Annotated in this window: 24 protein-coding genes; 15 read left to right on the top strand and 9 right to left on the bottom strand. The window is 67.0% G+C overall.

Features of this window, described 5'->3' with window-relative positions:
• The first annotated feature begins 13 nt into the window (after window positions 1-13).
• Entirely contained in the window at window positions 14-562 is a 549-nt protein-coding gene (locus ACV530_RS07625) for a GNAT family N-acetyltransferase (RefSeq protein WP_494331511.1), read from the top strand.
• Here ACV530_RS07625 and ACV530_RS07620 read toward each other — a convergent pair.
• From ACV530_RS07620 to ACV530_RS07600, 5 genes are all read right to left on the bottom strand, one after another.
• Entirely contained in the window at window positions 543-1,361 is an 819-nt protein-coding gene (locus ACV530_RS07620) for a class I SAM-dependent methyltransferase (RefSeq protein WP_494331510.1), read from the bottom strand. The genes ACV530_RS07625 and ACV530_RS07620 overlap by 20 nt on opposite strands.
• 109 nt (window positions 1,362-1,470) lie before the next feature.
• Entirely contained in the window at window positions 1,471-2,691 is a 1,221-nt protein-coding gene (tgmC, locus tag ACV530_RS07615) for an ATP-grasp peptide maturase system methyltransferase (protein ID WP_494331509.1), read from the bottom strand.
• A complete protein-coding gene (gene tgmB / locus ACV530_RS07610; RefSeq protein WP_494331776.1) occupies window positions 2,675-3,643 on the bottom strand; it encodes an ATP-grasp ribosomal peptide maturase in 969 nt (322 codons plus the stop codon). Before tgmB ends, tgmC begins: the two co-directional genes overlap by 17 nt.
• Window positions 3,643-3,948 (bottom strand): putative ATP-grasp-modified RiPP, encoded by a 306-nt coding sequence (gene tgmA / locus ACV530_RS07605; protein ID WP_494331508.1) that lies wholly within the window; start codon window positions 3,946-3,948, stop codon window positions 3,643-3,645. The genes tgmB and tgmA overlap by 1 nt, the downstream gene beginning before the upstream one ends.
• Before the next feature lie 128 nt (window positions 3,949-4,076).
• A complete protein-coding gene (locus tag ACV530_RS07600) occupies window positions 4,077-4,478 on the bottom strand; it encodes an ATP-binding protein (RefSeq protein WP_494331507.1) in 402 nt (133 codons plus the stop codon).
• 273 nt (window positions 4,479-4,751) lie between these two features.
• Here ACV530_RS07600 and ACV530_RS07595 point away from each other — a divergent pair, with 273 nt between their 5' ends.
• From ACV530_RS07595 to ACV530_RS07585, 3 genes are all read left to right on the top strand, one after another.
• Window positions 4,752-5,906, top strand: coding sequence for a helix-turn-helix domain-containing protein (locus ACV530_RS07595; RefSeq protein ID WP_494331506.1), 1,155 nt, complete (start codon window positions 4,752-4,754; stop codon window positions 5,904-5,906).
• Between the two features lie 21 nt (window positions 5,907-5,927).
• Window positions 5,928-6,503 (top strand): HD domain-containing protein, encoded by a 576-nt coding sequence (locus ACV530_RS07590; RefSeq protein WP_494331505.1) that lies wholly within the window; start codon window positions 5,928-5,930, stop codon window positions 6,501-6,503.
• Between the two features lie 296 nt (window positions 6,504-6,799).
• A complete protein-coding gene (locus ACV530_RS07585) occupies window positions 6,800-7,645 on the top strand; it encodes a class I SAM-dependent methyltransferase (RefSeq protein WP_494331504.1) in 846 nt (281 codons plus the stop codon).
• Here ACV530_RS07585 and ACV530_RS07580 read toward each other — a convergent pair.
• From ACV530_RS07580 to ACV530_RS07570, 3 genes are all read right to left on the bottom strand, one after another.
• Window positions 7,638-9,062 carry a M4 family metallopeptidase gene (locus ACV530_RS07580; RefSeq protein ID WP_494331503.1) on the bottom strand — a complete coding sequence of 475 codons (1,425 nt, stop codon included), beginning with the start codon at window positions 9,060-9,062 and terminating at the stop codon, window positions 7,638-7,640. The two genes, ACV530_RS07585 and ACV530_RS07580, sit on opposite strands and share 8 nt — an antisense overlap.
• 79 nt (window positions 9,063-9,141) lie before the next feature.
• A complete protein-coding gene (locus tag ACV530_RS07575) occupies window positions 9,142-10,713 on the bottom strand; it encodes a M4 family metallopeptidase (RefSeq protein ID WP_494331502.1) in 1,572 nt (523 codons plus the stop codon).
• Window positions 10,714-10,945: 232 nt separating this feature from the next.
• Window positions 10,946-12,628 carry a M4 family metallopeptidase gene (locus ACV530_RS07570; protein WP_494331501.1) on the bottom strand — a complete coding sequence of 561 codons (1,683 nt, stop codon included), beginning with the start codon at window positions 12,626-12,628 and terminating at the stop codon, window positions 10,946-10,948.
• Between the two features lie 332 nt (window positions 12,629-12,960).
• On the opposite strand from ACV530_RS07570, the gene ACV530_RS07565 reads away from it, so the two are divergent.
• From ACV530_RS07565 to ACV530_RS07540, 6 genes are all read left to right on the top strand, one after another.
• A complete protein-coding gene (locus ACV530_RS07565) occupies window positions 12,961-13,383 on the top strand; it encodes a hypothetical protein (protein ID WP_494331500.1) in 423 nt (140 codons plus the stop codon).
• The gene (locus ACV530_RS07560; protein ID WP_494331775.1) at window positions 13,380-13,913 is read left to right on the top strand and encodes a thiol-disulfide oxidoreductase DCC family protein; all 534 of its coding nucleotides are present in this window, start codon (window positions 13,380-13,382) and stop codon (window positions 13,911-13,913) included. The genes ACV530_RS07565 and ACV530_RS07560 overlap by 4 nt, the downstream gene beginning before the upstream one ends.
• Window positions 13,914-13,952: 39 nt before the next feature.
• Window positions 13,953-14,681, top strand: a complete 729-nt coding sequence (locus tag ACV530_RS07555; protein ID WP_494331774.1) for a TetR/AcrR family transcriptional regulator — start codon at window positions 13,953-13,955, stop codon at window positions 14,679-14,681.
• Window positions 14,682-14,705: 24 nt separating this feature from the next.
• Entirely contained in the window at window positions 14,706-15,266 is a 561-nt protein-coding gene (locus ACV530_RS07550; protein ID WP_494331499.1) for a hypothetical protein, read from the top strand.
• Between the two features lie 274 nt (window positions 15,267-15,540).
• The gene (locus tag ACV530_RS07545) at window positions 15,541-15,810 is read left to right on the top strand and encodes a hypothetical protein (RefSeq protein ID WP_494331498.1); all 270 of its coding nucleotides are present in this window, start codon (window positions 15,541-15,543) and stop codon (window positions 15,808-15,810) included.
• A gap of 113 nt (window positions 15,811-15,923) precedes the next feature.
• Window positions 15,924-16,775, top strand: coding sequence for an LLM class flavin-dependent oxidoreductase (locus tag ACV530_RS07540; RefSeq protein WP_494331497.1), 852 nt, complete (start codon window positions 15,924-15,926; stop codon window positions 16,773-16,775).
• 99 nt (window positions 16,776-16,874) lie between these two features.
• On the opposite strand, the gene ACV530_RS07535 is transcribed toward ACV530_RS07540, so the two are convergent.
• Window positions 16,875-17,738 (bottom strand): YwqG family protein, encoded by an 864-nt coding sequence (locus ACV530_RS07535; protein ID WP_494331496.1) that lies wholly within the window; start codon window positions 17,736-17,738, stop codon window positions 16,875-16,877.
• 218 nt (window positions 17,739-17,956) lie between these two features.
• On the opposite strand from ACV530_RS07535, the gene ACV530_RS07530 reads away from it, so the two are divergent.
• The 5 genes from ACV530_RS07530 to ACV530_RS07510 all read left to right on the top strand — a co-directional run bounded on the left by ACV530_RS07530 (window position 17,957) and on the right by ACV530_RS07510 (window position 21,802).
• Window positions 17,957-18,223, top strand: a complete 267-nt coding sequence (locus ACV530_RS07530) for a hypothetical protein (protein WP_494331495.1) — start codon at window positions 17,957-17,959, stop codon at window positions 18,221-18,223.
• Window positions 18,192-18,725 (top strand): DUF6879 family protein, encoded by a 534-nt coding sequence (locus ACV530_RS07525; protein ID WP_494331494.1) that lies wholly within the window; start codon window positions 18,192-18,194, stop codon window positions 18,723-18,725. The genes ACV530_RS07530 and ACV530_RS07525 overlap by 32 nt, the downstream gene beginning before the upstream one ends.
• A 16-nt stretch (window positions 18,726-18,741) precedes the next feature.
• Window positions 18,742-19,590 carry a helix-turn-helix domain-containing protein gene (locus ACV530_RS07520; protein ID WP_494331493.1) on the top strand — a complete coding sequence of 283 codons (849 nt, stop codon included), beginning with the start codon at window positions 18,742-18,744 and terminating at the stop codon, window positions 19,588-19,590.
• 391 nt (window positions 19,591-19,981) lie between these two features.
• A complete protein-coding gene (locus ACV530_RS07515) occupies window positions 19,982-21,061 on the top strand; it encodes an NsdA family TPR-like regulatory protein (protein ID WP_494331492.1) in 1,080 nt (359 codons plus the stop codon).
• 183 nt (window positions 21,062-21,244) lie between these two features.
• Complete coding sequence (locus tag ACV530_RS07510; RefSeq protein ID WP_494331491.1) at window positions 21,245-21,802, top strand: hypothetical protein; 558 nt, start codon at window positions 21,245-21,247, stop codon at window positions 21,800-21,802.
• Window positions 21,803-22,048: the final 246 nt, after the last annotated feature.

Below are 22,048 nucleotides of genomic sequence, written 5' to 3'. Positions count from 1 at the left end.
GCTTCCGCAGCGAATGGAGCCGAGCTTGACCACCATCGACGTCCGGCACTTCACCCACGACGACGCGGCCGAGATCCGCCAGACGCTTCTGGACGTACATGCCGACGCCTACGCCGACAGCGCCGACGACCCGTTCGTCCAACGCTTCCCGTGGTTCGTGGACCACTGGTCCAGCCATCCCGGGTTCTCCTGTGTGATCGGCTATGACGGCTCCGAGCCCATCGGCTACGCGTACGGGGCCGCCGCCAACCCTGACCGTGAATGGTGGCGGGAGCACCTCGACCCGGCACCGGAGCGGGCACGGACGTTCCACGTGTCCGAGCTGATGGTCCGGCCGCAGTGGCGGAAACAAGGGCAATCCGAGCGACTGCACCGAGCGCTCCTGGCCACCCGGGATGACGACCTCGCCGCGCTCCTGGTGGACGTCACCCACCCCAAGGTCCAGGCCCTGTACGAGTCATGGGGGTACCGGAAAGTCGGTGAGCGCCGGCCATTCCCCGACTCCCCGCTGTACGCGGTCATGCTTGCCGGCCTGCCCGCTATCAGGGCCGCTCGGCCGTGACCACGTAGTAGTCGAGCAACCCCTCCCGGTACGCGCGCAGGAAGTTGCGCGGCCACGTGCCGGGCTTCCACCAGCCCGACAGCCACTGGTCCCAGCCGGGCCATACCGACGGGCCGATCGAGGTGGCGCGTACGTCGGTGAGCCCGGCGCCGGTGAAGGCGTCGGTCAGGTGGGTGACGGAGTGGGCGACGTCCAGGCCGCTGGCGAAGCTCTCCAGCAACTCGGCCAGTTGTCCGGCCCGTTCCGGTGTGCTGTCGGGCACGAAGAAGCTCGTGACCGCCACACGGCCGCCCGAGCGCAGGACACGAATGGCCTCGTGGGCGAAGGCGGTGAGGTCACGGAAGTGCTGGGCGGCCTCGACGCTGTAGAGACGGTCGAAGGTCTCGTCCTCGAACGGCATGTCCTCGGCGGCGCCACGGGCGAAGCGGAGCTGGCCGGAACGTTCGTCCAGGAGACGGGAGTTCGCCTGCCGGGCCCGCTCCAGCTGTTGCGGGTGGATGTCCATGCCCGTGACGCACGCGTAGCCGCGCTCGTCGAGCGCCATCGCACAGCCGATGCCCAGCCCGCAGCCGACCTCCAGGCACTGAAGTCCGTCGCCGGGGCCGAGGAGGTCGTGCATGTGCCGGTACAGCGCTTGCTGGCTGCGGATGCGGTCGTGCTCGGTGAGTGGCTGATCCAGGTCGATGCCGTCCCAGTGGCCGAAGTTGATGAATCCTCCGGCGAAACCGGGGGTCGCGCTGAGGTCGGCCGGGCCGTACGTCTCCTGGACCGCGGGTGCGATCACGGATTCCTGTGACATCTTCACCACCTCCGTAGGAAGCGTACGGCAGGCCGATTCAGCGCAACCGGCCAGACGGCGTCCGGATGCTCTGGCATCAATGGCTTGGCCTGGCCTGTGCATTCGCGACCTAGCTGTATTGGCCCGGAGCCTCCTTTGCTGTCGGCAAGCGCCAGCTCGGACCATCGGGCGAGCCGAGCCACACACTTTGAAGCTGTGGGGTGACCGTGACCCCGAATTCTGTTGGTGACGGGGAGCCGGCTGCGTGCCAGACGGCGAGCGACTTTTCGAGCTCGTCCCAGAGGGAGTCCGGACCACCCTGACGGATGTTCCATTCGCCGTCGCCCTTGGGCGTGAGGACGGCGAAGGACTCGTTCGTGGCGTCGAGCACGTACGTGTTCAGGGTGCCGTCGTCGCCCGGCATGGAGAAGAAACGGACCCCTGGCATGGCGAGTTGGGCCAGGAAGCCGCTATCGGGCATGGTCAGCAGATCGGGCCCGTGTGGGGTGCTGCGTGTGGTGCCGTCGTCCGGCGAGGGGATCATGCCGAGGTTCTTGGGGGCGTCCTGCTGACGCGCGATCATGAAACTGGTGTCCTCGGCGATGAACCGGCCCTCGGCGCGGCCGGCACGGTCGACGGTGAGGCGCACGAGGCCGAGGGAGCGCATCCAGCCGCGAAGGGTGGTGAGGATGATGCCGCCGGGTTGGGCCTGTTGCACCCATGTGTGGGGGATGCGGCGAACGCCACAGGTGGCGATCGTCCGGTCGTAGGGGGCGCCCTCAGGGGCTCCGGCGAGCCCGTCGCGGACAATGAGCCGCGGGGCGTATCCACAGCGGTTGAGCGCGTCACGGGCTCGGTCGGCGACATCGGGGTCGGTCTCGATGGAGGTCACCTGTCCGGCGCCGAGGCGGTGGCACATGAGAGCGGTCGAGTAGCCGGTACCGGTGCCGATCTCCATCACGGTCATACCGTCGTGCACTTGGAGCTCTTCCAACATGCGTACGACGAGGGCCGGCAGGGTCGAGGACGATGTCGGGTGTGCGTCGCTGATCGGCTGCGGGTCACTCCAGTCGATCTCGCGGCCGTCGAATTGCGTGATGAGGGTGTCGTCGGTGTACGCCTGCCGCAGCCACTCCTCGACGCCGACGAGGTCGGCCGTGATGGGGGTCCACGTGGTCAGACCAGGGGCGTCGGACTCGCGGTAGAAGCGGCGGACGAACTCGTGACGAGGGACGGTCTCGACGGCGGCGCACCATTGAGGCGAGCGCAGCCAACCGTCGGCTGTGAGGCGGGTGGTGAGCTGCTGGCGCAGCTTGGCTGCGGTCGAATCGACGTCAGGTACGGCGGTCATGGGTGCCTCGTTCCAGAAGGTCGGCGAGAGCCGCGGTCATGGGCAGCCCCGTTGGGGGTTCCATCCAGGCCCATTGGCCCGAGGGATTGCATTCGATGAACGTCCACTCGCCGCGATGGGAGAGAGCGAAGTCGAATGCGCCGAAGACGAGCCCGAAGTGTTGAAGGTAGGCGAAGACCGCCCGTTCGATGTCCGGCGGCGGGGTGATGGGGGTGTAGGTGTGGGTGCCGTAGTCGGTACGCCAGTCGAGCAGTCCGGAGTCGATGCGCACCGCGAATATCCGGTTCCCTATCGCGGTCACACGGGCGTCCGCGGACTTGTCCACTTGGGCTTGGAAGAGGTGCATGGTGCCGACGATGGAGTCGTCGATCTCCTCGGCCTCGACCGCGGCGACGGGCACGGTCTGCGCTTTACCGTCGACGAGATACAGCGGCACGGAGATGGGTTTGAAGATGACGGGCCCGTGCCGCTTGATGAAGGCGCGGGCATCGTCGGGCCGATTGGTGATGAGAGTGAGTGGGACGGTGAAGCCGCATGCCGCTGCGGCGGCGAGGCCGGAGGGTTTGTATTCGGCGTCGCCGATGCGGTGGGGATGGTTGACGTACAGGCAGTCGGGGAGCGAGGCGAGCACACCACCGAGGCCGAAACGGGCTTGTGCGGCGGTGAACCGTGCGTCTTGACGGTTGAGGTGGGGGAAAGCAAATCCGGACGGGCGCCGGTAGTACAGGGACCGGACGGTGCCGAGTTGGGCGATACGGGTCGGGGTCTGTACGCTTCCGCGCCACTGCTTCGTGTCTCCGCCGATGAAGGCGGTACACGACAGGGTGGCGGGGAAGTCACCGGAGTCGAAGCGCACGACCGGGACAGCCCGGTCGTGCAGCTCGGCAATCACCTGGTCGGCGGTCGGGTCGTCGAGGTTGGTGACGACCAGAACCGGGCGTCGGGGATCGATCACTGGTCGGTGTCGTTCCCCGTGTCGCTGTCGGGTGAGTCGCCGCCGTGGCGGTCTCCCTGACCGGTGGTGCCGGTGGGCGGGTTGGTGCCGGATGACGTCCCATGCCCCGGTGCCATCACGACCGCGCCGGAGGCGTCGAAGTAGCGAACGGTCTGCATGTCGCCGTCCAACTCGACGCGGGCGTACTGGTGAGCCTCGAACGGGGGATACGGAGCGAGCCGTCCCAGGGCCCACGGGGCGGGGGTCCGGTGTCCCTGGGGGAGCGGTGTCCCGGTGGGGAACCGGTCGGAGTAGTTGAACATCGCGAGCCTCTCCAATCGGAGACGGACAGGACTGTGCGGTGGTGCACCGCCCGCGAAGTGCGGGGCGGCGGCTTAGAAGGCGCTGGGACACAGCAGTCCCGGCGTCGGGGCGGGTGGCTTGGCGCCGGTCAATATGTCTTGCTTCTGTTGAGTTCGAACCATACGTACTTGCCAAAGGGGCGCGAGACGACGCCCCAGCGGGCGGCGAGAGAGTCGACGAGGAGCAGGCCGCGCCCGTGTTCCTCGTCGGCATTGGGGCGGCATAGCCGGGGTCGGTGGTGCTTCGAGTCGTGAACTTCGACTCGGACGTGCGCAGCGTCGACGCAGACCTTGATCAGGAAGCGTTTGCCTTTGCGTACGCCGTGCCGCACGGCGTTGGTCGCGAGTTCGGATACGCAGAGCTCGACATTGTTGAGCAGGCCGGGCTCGGCGGTATCGCTCAATACCTCGCGTGCAAACACACGGGCATCACGGACAGCTGTTGGCGTGCCATCGAACGTCTGTGACACCTTCTCCATGGCTGCTGTCATGCCCCGCCCCGTCGAGTCACTCCGATGGATCGCGGTTTCACGGGGGGACCTCCAGAAGGTCGAGACCGTTCCGATCAGCCCTTCGTGATCGGTGAGGGGCGGGCCGACACCAAGCCTTGGCATGAGCGTGAGCGCGCCGTCGCTGTCCGCGACTATGCTCGACGCGCACCTGCCGAGGTCGTCGTCGGACCCCTGAAACTACGGGGAGCGTGCAGGTGAAAGAACTGACGCAGGGTACGAGTTGTTAGAGGCCACGCAGTCGGGGAGCAGGCCATGACTCCAACGCGGTCACCAGCACGGCAGGGAACACTGGCTGTGGCGCAGCGTTTACGAACTCGGACCAGTTCAGGGGCCGTTACGGGGCACCTGCTCAAGATCATTCGTGAGCGCGTCCCGCTTACCCAGGCACAGCTTGCGGAGAGGTTGCGCGTCGATACGACGACGGTGCAGGGGTGGGAGTCAGGTCGGCGGCCGCTCAGTGCCGTGTCCGCCGCGCATCTGCTGACACTTCGGCGTCAGCTGCTGGCGGTGGGCGCAGACCCGGCCTCACTCGTGCTGCTTGATGTCGCGATGGATGCCGATCTGGTCATCGGCTACGCACTCGACGAGGGTCTGCCCGCCGGAGGTGTGAGTGATCACCCTTTGGCCGACTGGGTCTTCAATCGCGCATCGATCCACATGATCGCTTGGGCTCTCACGGGTGCCCCGCCCGCAGCGTTGCCGTCGGCACCGGCCGCCACACCGCGCCGCCGCGGGCCGTCTCCCAGCTCGCCCATCCTCGCTGAGCCGGAGCGACGGCAGTTCTTCTCCCATTTGAGACGGTCGGCCGAAGTCGCCGACCGGGCCGGCAACCCTGGGGCGCTTCTGCGACGTCAGGCCGTGTATTTGTGCAGCTACGACTCGGCATCCGATACGCGAGACTGGCTCACTGCGATAGAGGGGCGTAGGCCGGCACGGTTCAAGCGCTCGGCTTGGTCGCCTGAGTGGGCTGATGCACGGTCGCTGGCGACATCTCTGACCAGATACGGGAATCTCGACCAACTGCACGGCTTCATTGAACACGGCATGGATGACGACACCGGGGAGCTCGCAAACCTCAACTACTGGGCGCACTGGTTCGGGTTGGACGGGCTTCCTCGGTCCGACGATTCGTTCATGGCCGATCCGTCGCCGCAATGGTGGGACGCCAGCGCCTTGCTGCGACGCCTCGCGGACAGGCTTGATCCCGACCTGGGGTGCATTGACCTCAACGTCCACTCGGTCTGGTCCCTGCTCGCCAACAAGCCTAGTTTGCTCGCGAGTGACCCGGCGTTCGCGCGGGACCTGCGCCACCGAGTCGCGTGGCTGCTCGACAGTGGCTCGGTCTCGCAACGAGCGCGCCGTGAGCTTGACCAGGTGCACTACGGTCTGAGGCTGAGCATCCATTGATCCATGGAAAGGACAGGCCGCATGACTGACGATCAGCACGCCAAGGGTTCCGTGAGCTATCTGATGGAGATGGGTGCGCTCAAGCGGGCCAAGCGTTCAGGCTGGTGGATCGCGGGTGTGAAGGACCCTGAAACGATCGCCGAACACAGCTTTCGCACCGCCGTCATCGGAGCCGTCCTGGCCATGATGGAAGGGGCGGACCCGGCAAAGGTCGCGCTTCTGTGCACCTTCCACGACACTCAGGAGACCCGTGTCGGTGACATCCCGTGGATTGGCCGTCGCTACCTCAAGGCGGCCAAGAACGAGGAGGTTACGGCGGATCAGGTCGCTGAAGCTCATCCTTCGGTCGCCGCGGGCATTCAGGCCGTTGTCGACGAGTACGAGAACGGTGACTCTCCCGAGGTCGTGATCGCCCACGATGCCGACAAGCTCGAGTGCATGATTCAAGGGCTTGAGTATCTGGAGCAGGGTTACAGCAATGCCCAAGAATGGGTCGACAGCACGCGGGCCAAGCTCAAGACACCGTCCGCGATCGCCCTCGCAGACGCGGCGCAGAACATGTCCTCGATCGAATGGCAGCGCGTTTACCTGCCCTGACGGCAAACGACAGCAGCGCGCACCCCTGCGCCGGAGCGAGTCCGAAGCGGGGGCCTGTGCGGTGAGTTCGGTGTCGCGTGGTCGTCGTATCGTCTCCGTGCGCAGGTGTGCCGCGATCTCGCGTGCTGTGCGTGCCCAGTTGAGGCACCACGAGCGTGTGCAGTCCTTACGAGGATGTTCGGCGAAGGCGGCGATGAGAGACAAACGTCTGGTGGGACAAGGCAGAACCTGCCCTGTCCCACCCACCGGCTCCGGCGCGACCCTGGACTGTGTCCCGACGCTCCCCAGGAGGCCCCATGGAAGCCGGACAGCCGAGCCGCACCGCGCTGCGCGTAGCCCGCAGGCGCGCCTGCCACCAGCGTGATCCCCAGCGGATTCTCACCGACCCGCTGGCGCCGAAGATCCTGCGTCTCGGTTCCGACGATCTGCCGCCGCTGCCCGACGATCCGGTGGACCTGTACGGCATCCGGTTCCTCGCCGCGCGCAGCCGCTTCGCCGAGGATGCGCTCGCCGCAGCCGTGGCCACGGACACCCGGCAGTTGGTGGTCCTCGGCGCGGGCCTGGACACCTTCGCGTACCGCAACCCCCATGCCGGGCTGAGGGTGTTCGAGGTCGATCACCCGGCTACCCAGGCATGGAAGCGGCAACAGCTGGCGGCGGCCGAGATCCGCGTCCCGCCGTCGGTGACCTTTGCCCCCGTCGATTTCGAACGCGACACGCTGGCCGGGGCATTGGCCTCGGCAGGGCTGGACCGCACCCGGTCGGCGTTCTTCTTCTGGCTCGGGGTCACGCCCTACCTCACGCGGGACGCCTTCCTCACCACCCTGCGCTTCTTGGCCGGGCACTCCGCGCCGGTGGAGGTGGTGTTCGACTACTACGACGAAGCACCGCCGACGTTGTCCCCGGAACTCCACGCCGTGCGCGAGGCCGCGGTAGAGATGCTGACAGAGCTCGGCGAGCCCTGGCTCGCCTGCTTCACCCCGGAGGACATCGCCGACGGGCTGCGTGCGGTGGAGCTGGGCCGCGTCGAGGACCTGGCCGGGCGGGAACTGGTCGCTCGGTACATCGACGACCCCGTCCCCGACATCGACCCAGTCGGCCGTCGCGTGATCCACGCAGGACGACGCACCACGGCTATTTGACGTTGACGGCCGTCCACGCTGCCGCAACGGCCTTGTACTGCTTGCTGTTCTGGCCGTAGAGGGACTTGGCGGCCTTGAGGGTGGCGGTGCGGGCGCCCTTGTAGTCGGTCGAGGACGTCATGTAGGTGGTGAGGGCCTTGTACCAGATCTTCACCGCCGCATCGCGGCCGATGCCGGTGACCTTTTTGCCGTCGACCGTCGGGCTGTTGTACGTGATGCCGTTGATGGTCTTCTTGCCGCTGCCCTCGGCGAGCAGGTAGAAGAAGTGGTTCGCCACACCCGCCGAGTCGTGGCCCTCTCGCTTGCCGAGCCTGGGGCTCCAGTAGTCGGGGGACGAGCCGTCCTTGCTCGGTTTGTCCATATAGCGCATCGGCTTGCGGTCGCCGCGGAAGTCGACCTGGTCGCCGAAGAGGTAATTGCCCGGGTGCTTCGGGTCCTTGGCGTAGAACTCGATCGCGGCGCCGAGAATGTCGGACGTGGCCTCGCTCAGGCCGCCGGACTCACCGGTGTTGTTGAAGTTGGCCGTGGCGCGCATGACGCCGTGGCTGAATTCATGGCCCACCAGGTCGACGGAGGTGAGCGGATGCTTGTCGTCTCGGCCGTCGCCGAAAGCCATGCAGAAGCAGTCCTCGTCCCAGAAGGAGTTGGCGAACTTCTTGTCGAAGTGGACGAGGGTATCGGGTGCCTTGCCGTTGTTCTTGGGGCCGTTGCGGTGGAAGACGTTCTTGTAGAAGTCCCAGGCCACGGCGAAGCCGTGCTGCGCGTCGACGGCGGCGGTCTGGGGCATAGCCGCCTTGCCGTTTCCCCAGGTGTCCGTCGCGTTGGTGAAGGAACGGCCCACTTCCTGGGCGATGTTGCCTGAATTGCGGGGCTGGTGGCCGCCGCGTGCCGGGTCCTTCAGCAGGTACTTCGAACCGCTCTTGACGGTGCCGATCCCGACCTTGCCGCTGTACTGGCTGATGCCGGTGCCGTAATCGATGCCCCGCCACGCGCTGAGCTTCCTGCCGGTGGTGGCATCGGTGATGACGTGCAACTGGTCGGCGCCGGTGACGGTTTCGTACGCGAGCGTCGGCTTGCCGTCCGCGGCCCAGATGACCTTGCGGGGGGCTTCGGCGCCGGCGAGGGTTCGCGGAGGGGCGACCTTGGCGTGAGTGGTGGGGACGGTGATGGTGGCGGTCGTGGCCTTGTCGATGCCTTCCACCGTGCCGTTCGCGGCGCGGTGGATGATGAGGTCGCCGCCGAGGACGGGGAGGCCGTCGTAGGTGCGCTCGTAACGCGTGTGGATGGTGCCGTCGGGGTCGGTGATGGTGTCCCGCGGGATCAGCTTTTCCCTGGCCTCCGCATGGGCCGGGGTGGCGGTGAGGCCCGCGGCCAGAAGGACCGTGGCCAGTGCGGATATTCGGGTGGTGCGACGCACACGTACTCCTCGAGCCGAGAGAATCAAGAAAAAGGTGGCCGGAGGAAAAGCCCTCCGGCCACCGTGCTGTGTCAGTCCGTCACTTGACGTTCACGCCGTCCCACGCGGCCTGAACCGTCTTGTACTGCTTGCTCTTCGTGCCGTACAGGTCCCGCGCCGCCTTCAGGGTCGCGGAACGCGCACCCTTGTAGTTGGTGGTGGAAGTCATGTACTGGGTCAGGGCCTTGTACCAGATCTTCACCGCGGCGTTGCGGCCGATGCCGGTGACCTTCTTGCCGTTGATGGTGGGGCTGTTGTACGTGACACCGTTGATCTTCTTCTTGCCGCTGCCCTCGGCGAGCAGGTAGAAGAAGTGGTTGCCGATGCCGGACGTGTAGTGCACGTCCTTCTTGTCGACGCCCGGCTTCCAGTAGTCGATGGACTTGCCGTCCTTGCTGGGCTTGTCCATGTAGCGCAGCGGCTTGCCGTCGCCGTTGAAGTTGATCTGCTCGCCGATGATGTAGTTGGCCTGCTTCGGCTTCGAGTAGAACTCGACGGCGCTGCCCATGATGTCGGACGTGGCCTCGTCCAGGGCACCGGACTCGCGCTTGTATATCAGGCCCGCGGTGTTGGAGGTGACGCCGTGCGTCATCTCGTGACCGGCGACGTCGAGGGACGTCAGCGGGTGCTTGTTGTCATAGCCGTCGCCGTACATCATGCAGAAGCAGTCGTCGTTCCAGCCGGCGTTCTGGAGCTTGTCGCCGACGTGCACGACAGAGTACGCGGCCTTGCCGTTGCCGCGGATGCCCTTGCGGCCGAAGGTGTTCTTGTAGAAGTCCCAGGTCTGGGCGGCGCCGTACTGGGCGTCGACGGCAGCGGTCTGGGCCATGGTCGGCTTGCCGTTGCCCCAGACGTCCTTGCTGTTCTTGAACGCCGGGAAGGTCGTGGCGTAGTCGTCGTTGCGGCCGTTGTACAGCTGGTGGCCGCCGCGTGCGTTGTCGCGCAGGAAGTAGCTGCCGCCGATCTTGACGGAGCCGACCTTGACCTTGCCGCTGTACTCGCTGTTGCCGACGCCGGCCTTGACCGCCTCCCACTCGGAGAGCTTCTTGCCGGTGGACGCGTCGGTGACGATGTGCAGTTGGCTCGGCATGCCGTCGTCCTGCTTGCCGGCGACGACCGTCTCGTAGGCCAGGACCGGCTTGCCCTCCGCGGCCCAGATGACCTTGCGCGGCGCCTTGTCCTGGATGATCTTCACGCCCTCGCCGACCGAGCCAACCGAGCCGGCCGAGCCTGCCAGGGAGCGGGCGGTCTTCCGCACGGCCGGCGGTGCGACCTTCGCCTTGGTGGTGGGGACCTTGATGGTCGCCTCGGTGGCCTTGTCGACGTCCTCGATCTTGCCGTTCTTCTCGGCCTGGTGGACGACGACGTCACCACCGAGGACGGGCAGGCCTTCGTAGGTGCGCTCGTAGCGGGTGTGGACCGTGCCGTCGGGGTCGGTGATCGTGCCCTTCGGGACCAGCTTCTCCTTGGCGCCGAGGCGCAGGGCCTTGGCCGGGTCGGTGCTGCCGGAGTCCGCCTGGGCCGGAACGGCGGTGAAACCGGCGGCCAGCAGGACCGTGGCGAGGGCGCCCGCGGTGAGGGTGCCGGGACGGGCTATTCGGGACGTACGCACACATGCTCCTGTTGATCAGAGACGACCCGAACATTTGTATCGAAAATGCGTGCGCGCATCTGGGGGTATTGATGTCGATGTGGCGGATGTGTCAGTAACGATTAAGTAAAGTCAGCCTAAATAAAGGGTGATAGGGGCTTAAAACGGGCGGCAAGACTGAGGCGCCGCCCGGGGGAGGTGAACTCGCCCCGGACGGCGCCCGGTTCATGGGGCCCTGTCCGGCATCAGCCGGTCAGGAGAGCCGGCTGCCGACGTTGACGGCCGCCCATGCGTTGCCGACGTTGTTGTACGTGTCGCTGCCGACGCCGAACAACTGGCCCGCCGCCCACAGAGTGGCGTCACGCGCGGCCGCGTAGTTGGTGTTGGACTGCATCTTCTCGCTCAGCGCCTTGTACCAGATCTTCGCGACGTTGTCCCGGCCGATGCCGGTGACGGGCAGGCCGTCGGAGGTCGGGCTGTCGTAGTGGAACCCGTTGATGTCCTTCGCTCCGCTGCCCTCGGAGGCGAGGTAGAAGAAGTGGTTCGCGACGCCGGACGAGTAGTGCACGTCGAGGCCGCCGACCCCGGAGTACCAGCTGTCCGCGGACCTGCTGTCCTTGCTCGGCTTGTCCATGTAGCGCAGCGGGGTGCCGTCACCGTTGATGTCGATCTTCTGGCCGACGAAGTAATTGCCCGGACTGGCCGGGTTGTTGGCCCAGAACTCCACCGACTTGCCCATCAAGTCGGAGGTCGCCTCGTTGAGGCCGCCGGACTCCCCGCTGTAGGTGAGGTTGGCGGTGGCGGAGGTGACGCCGTGCGTCATCTCGTGCGCCGCCACGTCGATCGCGGTCAGCGGCTTGGCGTCGCCCGCCCCGTCGCCGTACGTCATGCAGAAGCAGCCGTCGTCCCAGAAGGCGTTGATGTAGCTGCTGCCGTAGTGGACGCGGGAGTACGCGCCCACGCCGTCGCCGCGGATGCCGGAGCGTCCGTGCACGGTCTTGTAGTAGTCCCAGGTGAGCTGGGCTCCGTAGTGCGCGTCGGCGCCGGCGGTGGCCGGGTCGTTGACCGTTCCGTCGCCCCACACGTCCGTGGAGTTGGTGAACAGCGTCCCGGTGCCGTCCGAGCCGTGGTTGAGGTTGTACGTCTTGTGGCCGCCGCGCGTCGGGTCGTTGAGCTCGTAGTTGCCGCTGGTGCCGAGGGTGACCTGGCCGCTGTACTCGGTGTTGCCGGTGCCCGTCTTGATGCCCTGGAACTGGAACAGCTTCTTCCCGGTGCTCGCGTCCGTGATCACGTGCAGCTGGTTGGGCGTGCCGTCCTCCTGGAGGCCGCCGACCACCGTCTCGTACGCCAGGACCGGCGTGCCCTTGGCCGCCCAGACCACCTTGCGCGGGGCCTTGTCGGCCTTCCGGGCCTTCGAACCCTGCGCGCGCGCGGACTGCACGGCGTCCTTCTCGGCTGCGGCGGTGGAGAAGGACGCCGTGGTCGAACGGACCGCGATGCGGGCGTTGTTGGCCTTCGAGACCGACTTGACGTCGCCGCTCTTGGCCGCCTCGACGACGAGGTCTCCGCCCAGGACGGGCAGGCCGTCGTAGGTGCGCTCGTAGCGGGTGTGCAGGGTGCCGTCGTTGTCCTTGAGGGTGTCCTTGACGACCAGCTTTTCCTTCGGGCCGAGGCCCAGGGCCTTCGCGGTCTCCACCTTGGTCGCGTTCGCGTGGCGTATCAGCTCCGCCCGCTGCGAGGGGGAGAGTTTCGCGGGCTGGGCGCCGGGGTCCGACTTCGCGATCTTCTGCTGGGGGACGGAACTCTTCGCGTGATCCGTACCGGCGTTGGCCGAGCCGGCCTGCACGCCGACGGCGAGCAGAGCGGTGGCGGCGACGAGCGCACCGGCGGCCGTGGCGCGGGTGCGGGGGACGGATTTATGGGGGGTTGGTCTCACTCTGACTCCTTCTGCGGCGGCCACGCCGGTGGGTGTGCGTGGCCAGTGGAGATTGAGCAGAAATGCGGCGATCGGCCGATGTGAGGGGGTGAGGAGTGGGGGTGTGCGGTGGGGGGTGGGGGGTGGTGTGGTGCGTGTCGGTCGAGACGAAGGGTCCCACCGGCGACGTGAACATGTCAGTCTGCGTCGGCAAGTTGGCCGGAAATTGTCCGTTGCTCATGGCGCACTGTCCGGATAGCGGGCGGGCCGGGCTGCCGACTTGAACGCGTTCAAAAGTGGGTCTACAGTCACCGACATCAGAGTTTTGAACACGTTCAAGAAGGGGTGAGGGCGTGGACCTCGCAGTCGTCGCTTATGTCATCTACCTGCTGCTCAGCGTCGGTCTGACGATCTGGGTGGCACGCACGCTCAGCCGCAACGGGAGGGTCTTCCTCGCCGACGTCCTCAAGGGGGACGAGAAGCTCGCGGACGCCGTCAACCACTTGCTGGTCGTCGGCTTCTATCTGGTCAACCTCGGCTTCATCACGCTCTACCTCCAGGACGATGCCGTGATCGTCAACGCCCGCGGGGTGTTCGAGCAGCTGTCGCAGAAGCTCGGCGTCGTCCTGCTCGTGCTTGGCGTCATGCACCTCGGGAACGTCTACGCGCTCAACAAGTTCCGCCGCCGCGGGGCCATGGAGAAGGAGCAGTACCCGCCGGTGTACCCCACGGCCCAGTACGGTGCGTCGTACCCCGCGCCCGCCGAGGGGCGCTGAGCGCGGTGACCGCAGCCACCATCACCGCCGGACCGGGCGCCCTGCGGGCCCCGGTCCGCGGGCTCACCGTGCTGTACGACGCGCAGTGCCCGCTGTGCACGTTCGTCCGCAACTGGCTTGTACGGCAGCGGCAGTTGGTGCCGCTCACCCTGGTCGCGGCCGGGTCGGACGAGGCCCGGCACCGCTTTCCGCGGCTCGATCATGCCGCCACCCTCGAGGAGATCACCGTCGTCGGCGACGGCGGGCAGATCTACCAGGGGTCCCATGCGTGGGTCGTGTGCCTGTGGGCACTCGCCGGCCACCGGCCCCTCGCGCACCGGCTCAGCACGCCGGCCGGACTCCGCGTCGCGCGCGGCGCGGTCCTGGCCGCGGCCAAGTACCGCGGGGTGACGCGGCGGCCCGATCCGTCGCACGTCCCGTCGTACGCCCCGTCGTACGTCGACGGGAACGGCTGGGCCTACGACCAGGCGAGCGGCTGGTACCTCGAGGAACCGCCTGCCTGCGGTGATCGCTGCTCCGCGCCGGATTAGGCTTCGGTCGTGCCAGCAGAGACCGCGCCCGCAGAGAACGTGCCCGCAGCGAACGAGCCCCCAGCGAATGAGCCTCGCCCCCCCAAGAGCGAGCAGACCCGCACCCTGATCCTGGAGACCGCCATGCGGCTCTTCCAGGAGCGGGGATACGACAAGACCACCATGCGGGCCATCGCCAAGGAGGCCGGTGTCTCCGTCGGCAACGCGTACTACTACTTCGGGAGCAAGGAGCACCTGATCCAGGGCTTCTACGACCGGATCGCCGCCGAGCACCAGGCCGCCGTCCGCGACGTCCTGGCCCGGGAGACCGGCCTCGAGGCACGGATCTCCGGCGTGCTCCAGGCCTGGCTGGACATCGCCACTCCGTACCATGAATTCGCGGCCCAGTTCTTCAAGAACGCCGCCGACCCGGACAGCCCCCTCAGCCCCTTCTCCGCCGAGTCCGCCCACGCGCGGGAAGCGGCCATTGCCGTCCACCGCGAGGTGCTCGCGGGCTCCAAGGCGAAAGTCCCGGCCGAACTCGCCGACATTCTGCCCGAGTTGCTCTGGCTCTCCCAGATGGGCCTCGTCCTGTACTGGGTCTTCGACCGCTCCCCGGACCGCGAACGCAGCCGCCGCCTCGCCGACCGCGGCGCCCGCCTCACCACCCGCGGCGTCTCCCTCGCCCGCTTCCGCGTCCTGCGCCCGCTCGTCCACGAGGTGCACGAATTGTTCACGGACTTCCTTCCGGGAATGGCCCAGACGGCCGTGGCGCGGAAGGGCGCCTGAGGAATGCGCTTATGGTTACGGGCCTTGCTGCGCGATCTGGCGAGCTGGGTGACGCGTCGCCCCCTGCCGCTCCCGGACGGGCAGCAAGCCATCCCGCATTCCTCGGACTTCCGCACGATCGTCTGGGCCCTCGTCGGAACCGACCTGGCCACCGGGCTCCTCCTCGAAGCGAGGCTTCCACCGGCCGGCCGGGTCGTCCACCTGGTGTGGGTTCTCTCCTCGCTCACCCTGTCGCTGGGATTCTGCGCGATGACGATACGCGCGCCGCACATCGTCGACGGCAGGACGCTGCGCTTACGGACCGGGCCTTTCCGCGGGCTGGAAATCCCGTTGGGTTCCTTGGGGCTTGTGCTTGTCGCCCATCATTCCGTCCGCGGGTACGGACTGCGGAAGGTCGACGGGGAGGAGGGGGCGATAGCATGCTCCGTCGGCGGTGCCACTCATCTCGTCCTCGAACTCGACGAGCCGATGCTCGTGCGGTTACGGAAGGGCGAGACCCTGCTGGCCAAGCGGATATACGCCGCCGCTGACCAGCCGGCGAAGGCGGTGCGGCTGATCAGCCGCTCGATCGCAGAAGGTGCGTAATTGACTCGCTTTGCATGTGCCGCTTGCGGCCATGAACTGACCGCGGAACTGCGGCAATTGCCGGAGATGCCGGAGCGGCCCCACTGGGAGGGGTACGTCGGGGAGGACGGCCTGCGCAGAGCGCCGTCCACGGTGGCGACGGGGTTCTACGCGCTCGATCCGGAACCGTGGGGGGCGCCCTTCAGGGCGGTGGATGACGACGAAGGCGACGAACTCGCCCCGATCTTTCCCGGCGGCCCCTGCGTCCTCGACGAGACGGGGGGAGTACTCGCTCGTGTCCGACGGGCCACGCAACAGCATCGTGCTGCACGCCGCCGACGCGCCTGCGCTCCAACCCGTTGATCTCGGGGACAACTGGGGGGAGCCCTTCGGGTGTTGCGGGTGGCACGGGCGGGGCGGGATGAACCGCCTCTGCCCGTGCGGGGTCGCGGTGGGTACGGAGATCAACGAGTGCAGCACCGCGTACGAGCTCCACCTGGACCCGGGGCGGGTGGTGAAGCGTTGCGCGGAGGCGAACGGCTGCGATACGGTCCCGGCACTCTGAAGATCACGCTCTCTGGAACGAAAGCCGCAGAACGGGAGCAAGCACGGGCATACGCGCCCGATGCCAGGAGGGGCGGCAGCTGACTTTCGCGTACCCTCCGGAGGACTCCCGTCATGAAGATCGGCCTTGGCCTTCCTGTCGACGACCCCGCCCTGCTGCTGACGTGGGCCCGGCGCGCCGACGCCGGCCCGTTCACCACGCTCGGCCTGCTCGACCGCCTCGTCTTCGACAATCCCGAGCCCCTCATCACCCTCGCCGCCCTCGCCGGTGCGACCTCCCGCATCCGCGTGCAGACCGAGGTGTTGATCGCTCCCCACCACAACACGGCGATGCTCGCCAAGCAGGCCGCGACCCTCGACCGCATGTCGGGCGGCCGCTTCACGCTTGGCATCGGCGTCGGCGGCCGGGAGGACGACTGCCTCGCCGCAGGCATCGACATGCGTCGGCGAGGCCGTCGCCTCGACGAGCAGATGACCGCCCTGCGCCGGACGTGGTCCGGCGAGCCGTTCGCCAAAGGCGTCGGCCCCGTTGGCCCCGCCCCCGCAACGCCCGGCGGACCGGAGGTCCTCTTCGGCGGCTTCTCCCCGGCGGCACTCGAGCGCGTCGGCCGCTTCGGCGACGGCTTCCTCGGCGCCGCGCTGCCGCCGCAGTTCATGGCCCCGCTGTTCCGCGATGTGGAGGCGGTCTGGCAGAAGCACGGCCGCGCCGGCCGACCGCGCTTCGTCGCTCAGGCGAACGTTGCCATCGGCCCGGAGTCCACGGTCGAGCAGGCGCGGCGGAACATCCGCGCGTACTACGACTTCACAGGCCGCGCCGACCATGTGGCGAACGGACTTCTCACGACACCCGGTGAAATCCGGCAGGTGGTCGAGGAGTTCGTCGGCATCGGTGCTGATGAAGTGATGCTCTACTGCTGGTCGTCGGACATCGACCAGATCGACCGCCTTGCGGATGCTGTCGGCTGACTGGGCTGGAATGTGATGCTGCGTCAGCGGTGGATTGGTTACCTGCAATAAGGGGCAAATGGCCCGGGCGAACGTAACCTTTCCACCGCTGAGATGTCGTCAGCTGCACTGCCAGGTGAACATGGCCCGGTCGAAGCGCCGCTCGGCCAGGTCCTGCGGACGGATCAGCCAGTACAAGGCCCCGCAGTCACCCCACATCATGTCCGCAGCATCATCGCTGTCGAACTGCGCCAGCAGCAGCCAGCTGTCCGCCTCCTCGGACAGTCGAGGATCATCCCAGGACACCTCCCCGTCAAGGACCGCTTCCGCGACCTCGATCTCCACCGGGTTCTGCACCGAGTGCGCATGGCCACCCAGCTGGTGCCCCACCGAGTCATCGAATTCCCACAGCGCGTCGAGGAAACCCTCAGCACACACCGGGTGTTCGTAGCGTTGCCCGAGAGGAGCGCCCGGAGCAAAGGTCTTGCGGGTCTGCGGATGCCATGGTTCGGCCGATGTCATCTCCACCCGCGCGGCCAGCGGCACCACGGGGTAGGGCTTCAGTTCCCCAGGTGCATCATGCTCCGACACCTCCGATCCGTCTGGTACGTAGAGCACGCGAGCCCCCGCCCAGCTCTCACGATCCTCAGCCAGCACGAGCGCCTCACCGTCGTCCAGCTGACCATCGAAATAGAAGAACAGCAGCGTCCCCGCGTTCGGCAGGTCGATGTCCAGGGCATCCGAAGGCAGCGCTGCGCAGTCGATGGAAGCGATGAACGAGAGTGGCCCGTGCCCCTCCCATGTCGGCCAGCTCGTGTCGGTCGGCAACCGTGGCAGGCCGCCGAGTTGGCCGACCACATCCGAACCGGCCGTCGGCTCAAGGCTCGCACCAGGACGCAGCAGACCGAGCCACTGCTCAGCAGCGTTGGGCGGCAGATGTTGCAGAGCGAGAGAGCGCAGAGCATCGAGCGATCCATGTGTCATGGGTCCGATCATCCACGGCACCACTGACAGATTGCCCACCCGGCCGCCCGCTCGTAGGCCGCTACGACAGTGGGAGCCAAAGGCGTGGCGGGCGCATACCCGCATTCTGCGCTACGGGGCAGGCTTCTAGACCACGGTGGTGCTCCCTTGACGCTCACCCGAGCCCTCAGGAAGCGTTGTACGCAAGTACGCGCAACCAACTGCGACGGGAGGGCATCATGGATCTAACCTTCGTTGGGATCGATCCGGAGACCACCGGCGGTGGCTCGCCAACCGTGTGGGTGCACGACGAGACTGCCGACCTGGTATTTCAGGGCGAAGAAGCGGACCTGCTGCTGAAGGAGCAGATCGGCGAGATCGAATGGGTTCCCGGTCACGATCGGGGTATCCCCGGACACGAGACCGTGATCCGCATTCCGGCACGCATGGTGCCGATTCTGAGGAAGGCGTGCGATGTCGCAGAACAACGTGCCGGACTTCGCTGAGCTGCTCCGCGGAGCTCAACGCACGGCCGTCCACCTGGAGATGCGCGACAGCTACGCTGTTGGCGACGAGGCGGGCAGCTTCGAGCGGTTCAGGCGGCTGGGTGAGGTCGATCTCGATCCCGACTCGACGTTCTGGCAGGGCTGGACGCCGCTTGTGCGCGAGACTGTCGGACGAGGCGTCGTGATGCGCCGTGCTCGGATCGTTTCCGAGCCAGTAACCGACTACATCCGGTACGAACACGCCCTGACATCGGTCAACGTCGCAGTGGGCGAGCAGGTCCGTTGGCTCCCGCGCCGTAAGGCATCGGACATTGCCCTGCCTGGCAATGACTTCTGGGTGATTGACGACCAGCTCGTGCAGTTCAACCACTTCACCGGCGACGGTGATTGGGCCGAGCCTGGTTACACGTGCTCAGAAGACCCCGCAGTGGTCAAACTCTGCACCTCCGCGTTCGAGTCTGTGTGGGAGCGCGGCATCGATCACGAGAAGTACAGCGTCTGACTCAGCAGCCCAGTTCATGCCTGCCTCACCTTCTTCCAGCGCTCAGGCGGCCCGTGAAGCGCTCGCTGTGCGCTTGCAGCACCTCCGCAAAGACGCCGGTCTCACCGGGCGGGAGCTCTCTGCCCGGTGCGGCTGGCACCCGGCGAAGACCACCCGCCTTCAGAAGGGGGAAGCTGCACCCACCGACGCGGATATCCGCGCGTGGTGTGCGGCCTGTGGCACTGAGGATCAGGCGGAGGACCTGATTGCCACCGCCCGTGCGGTCGATTCCATGTACCTGGAGTGGCGCAGACTTCACAGACATGGCATGCGCAGGGTCCAGGAGGATTTCTACGCGCTGCATGAGCAGACCTTCATGTGCCGCGTCTATGCTTCCAATGCCGTTCCCGGGTTCATCCAGACGCCCGCGTATGCCACCGCTCTCATGCAGTCCATCACGGACTTCCAGGGCACCCCTGACGATGTCGCGGAGGCCGTTGCCGCCCGCGTTGCCCGCTCCCGTTTTCTTTACGAAGGCAACCATCGATTCGTCGTGCTCCTGGAGGAGTGGGTTCTGCGGTCCCGGATCGGAGACCGTAAGACCATGATTGGCCAGCTCAGGCACCTGGCTAATGTCATGCCGTTGCCATCTGTCTCCCTGGGCATCATCCCGTTCACCTCTTCGCGGAGCATGTGGCCGCTGGAAGCGTTCTACCTGTACGACGACCGACGCGTACTCATTGAAACCCTCACTGCAGAGGTCAATGTCACCCAGCCCCGCGAACTCGCCGACTACCACCGTGCGTTTGCGAAGCTGGCGAAGATGGCCGTGTACGGCAATCGCGCCCGCGCCCTGATCGCATCGGCGATCGACGCGCTCGCGTGAGCTCGCGCAACTACTCGCAATTCTGTTGGTGCCGTTCTCTGGTGCTCCATACCTTCGATGAAGCCGCCGGGAGTGCCCGTGGGGCGTGAACAACACTGAGAGGGAGAGCCGAAGTTGGGTGATTGCATCCGACCTCATGGGGAGGTGGACCGATGAACGAACCGGGTATCAGCGCCCAACCAGCCCATCAGAACGGCTCGTTCGTAGTGGACACCCGGCGTGATGAACTCGGCCAGGTCATGGGTCACGAAGGCCCCTGCTACCAGCTACGCCCACCATGCGGAGGCCGGGAGTGGGAAGCGCGGCCGAGCGACCTGCGAGCCGCGACAGCCGCTGAAGTGCTCAGGGCCAAAGTCCAGGTCGCCAACACCGGAGAGCGGTGGGGCAGGGGATGAGCGCTCACGCCGTGATCCGTTTCGCCGACTGGATGATCAGCCCCGACAGCACCACCCACGCTCTCCGAGAGGCTCTGAGCTCATTGATCGACCGCCGGACCTTCGTCAACTACATCCCCGTCGTGCTCGCCGGCCTCGCCGTCCAGTGGGCCGACCGCGACCCGGGCGTTCTGGCCATCGCGCTTCGCGGCCGTCACGTGGACGCCGAACTCGTCGAAGGGCTGGAACGCCACAGCGCCTGGCTGACGAGCCGGGCAACCGAGCAGCGCCAGCGCCTTGCGCCCCTCCTGGTCGGTCACCTGGAGACGGTCACGGAACTGATCGACAATGGCCGCTACAGCCAGGAGTTGGGCAAGCGGTTGCGCGTGCTGGCCGCGACAGTCGCCCAGACGATCGGCTGGCACCGCTTCGACCACGGCCACCACGCCTCCGCGACCAGGTTCTGGCACGGTGCTTTGCACAGCGCCCACGAGAGCGGCGACCGCGACCTCGGCGCTGGAATCCTCTCGGACATCGCCTACCAGCAGACCTGGCTGAACGACCCTCGCACGGCCGTGGAGATCCTCGATTACGCGATCCGCCGCGCCGACCACCCCACCGCCCGGTCTCTGCTCCAGCTCCGCAAGGCCCGCGCCCACGCCGCCCTGGGGGAAGAGCTTCTGTGCACGCGTGCCCTCGGGGCCGCCGAGGCCGCCCTCAACGCGGCCTCCGGTCGCTCCTCTCCAGCCTGGTGCTCCTGGCACAGCGCCTCGGACCTCGCCGTGGACACCGGCCGGTGCATGCTCGACCTCGGCCACCACCGCCGCGCCCGCCAGCTCATCGACGAGGGCACCGAGTTGCTGCCCTACGCCCGCATGAAGACCAAAGCCGTCTTCCTCACCTACGAGTCCCGCAGCCACCTGGCTTCCGGAGAAGTCGAACAGGCCGCCACCGTCGCCCACGAGGCGCTGTCCATGTCGACTCGCATCGGTGCTCCCCGCTGCGTTGCCTTGGTCCATGAGCTGCTTCTCACCTTCACCCGGCACCGCTCAGCGCAAGGCGTTCCCGAACTGCTGGAACTGGCCCGGGCCGGCTAGGGCCTGGCCGGCGAGGTCGGGCGTGGCGCCGGCAAGGAGTTCGTCGGGCGCCGGGGCGCGCTCCCGGGCGCTTGTGAACTCAGCGGTGCGCCCGTGCACGACCGGGTGAGCATGTGGCACACCGGCCACACACTGGCTCCGTCCACCCGACGAATTTCAGCCACGGGAGGTACGGATATGGCGATGCTGCGCGCAACCCGACGCAGGAGTCTCACGCGGGCCGGTGTACTCGCGGCCTCGGGAGCGCTGGTGTCCATGGGGCTCGCGATACCCTGCGCGCCTCCGGCTGCCGCCGCCGCGGGAGACCTGACGTGCAACGCACCTGCCACGCTGAGCTTCGCTCCACCCCTCGTCCCGGGCGGCACGGCGAAGGTGGCCGTCGCGGGGAATCTGAACGTCTGCAAGTCGGCCAACGGCAACTTCTCGCAGTTGACATCGGCCGCTGTCAGCGCCAAGGGCAAGGCCACCGCCTCGGCAGGGGCCGGTCAGTGCCCCGCTCAGTTCACGGTCACCGGTACCGGGACATTCACGTGGAACAACAACACCAGGAGCGACTTCACCTTCAGCGTCATCACCGACCTCAACAAGGGCACCGTCGGCTTCAACGCCACGATCACCAGCGGCCAGATGAAGGGTGACAGCGCCACTGCGGCACCTCTGGTGGCCACCGTCAACACGGACTGTGCCACCAGTGGTCTCAAGGCGTTCACGACGACGGTCGCAGCGGTGGCCTTCTTCTGAGCCCGTCCGTTCGGCAACAGCATGAAGTGCCGCCCGTGCAGCTCGGGTTGAGGGCGCGGGCGGTGCCTCTGGAATGTATGACGGTGCCGGCGGAGGCCTAAGAGGATGTCTCACGTGGTGCTGTGGTGACGTGCGGCATCATGGTCGCTTGTGAGTGTTGATCTTTCGCGGCGGCTGGTTCCTGACGGGTTGTGGGAACTGGCCGCTCCGTTGCTGCCATCGTTCAGGTCCCGTCCGCAGGGCGGT

This window comes from Streptomyces sp. SX-6 (genome assembly GCF_059089585.1).
This window is presented reverse-complemented; position numbering and strand designations above follow the sequence as displayed.

Coding starts and splice junctions, on each gene's coding strand:
- ACV530_RS07530 (WP_494331495.1), top strand. CDS start 17,957: ATGGATCTAACCTTCGTTGGGATCGATCCGGAGACCACCGGCGGTGGC.
- ACV530_RS07595 (WP_494331506.1), top strand. CDS start 4,752: ATGACTCCAACGCGGTCACCAGCACGGCAGGGAACACTGGCTGTGGCG.
- ACV530_RS07600 (WP_494331507.1), bottom strand. CDS start 4,478: ATGACAGCAGCCATGGAGAAGGTGTCACAGACGTTCGATGGCACGCCA.
- ACV530_RS07520 (WP_494331493.1), top strand. CDS start 18,742: ATGCCTGCCTCACCTTCTTCCAGCGCTCAGGCGGCCCGTGAAGCGCTC.
- ACV530_RS07510 (WP_494331491.1), top strand. CDS start 21,245: ATGCTGCGCGCAACCCGACGCAGGAGTCTCACGCGGGCCGGTGTACTC.
- ACV530_RS07620 (WP_494331510.1), bottom strand. CDS start 1,361: ATGTCACAGGAATCCGTGATCGCACCCGCGGTCCAGGAGACGTACGGC.
- ACV530_RS07625 (WP_494331511.1), top strand. CDS start 14: ATGGAGCCGAGCTTGACCACCATCGACGTCCGGCACTTCACCCACGAC.
- ACV530_RS07515 (WP_494331492.1), top strand. CDS start 19,982: ATGAGCGCTCACGCCGTGATCCGTTTCGCCGACTGGATGATCAGCCCC.
- ACV530_RS07590 (WP_494331505.1), top strand. CDS start 5,928: ATGACTGACGATCAGCACGCCAAGGGTTCCGTGAGCTATCTGATGGAG.
- ACV530_RS07525 (WP_494331494.1), top strand. CDS start 18,192: ATGTCGCAGAACAACGTGCCGGACTTCGCTGAGCTGCTCCGCGGAGCT.
- ACV530_RS07535 (WP_494331496.1), bottom strand. CDS start 17,738: ATGACACATGGATCGCTCGATGCTCTGCGCTCTCTCGCTCTGCAACAT.
- tgmC (WP_494331509.1), bottom strand. CDS start 2,691: ATGACCGCCGTACCTGACGTCGATTCGACCGCAGCCAAGCTGCGCCAG.
- ACV530_RS07585 (WP_494331504.1), top strand. CDS start 6,800: ATGGAAGCCGGACAGCCGAGCCGCACCGCGCTGCGCGTAGCCCGCAGG.
- tgmA (WP_494331508.1), bottom strand. CDS start 3,948: ATGTTCAACTACTCCGACCGGTTCCCCACCGGGACACCGCTCCCCCAG.
- ACV530_RS07540 (WP_494331497.1), top strand. CDS start 15,924: ATGAAGATCGGCCTTGGCCTTCCTGTCGACGACCCCGCCCTGCTGCTG.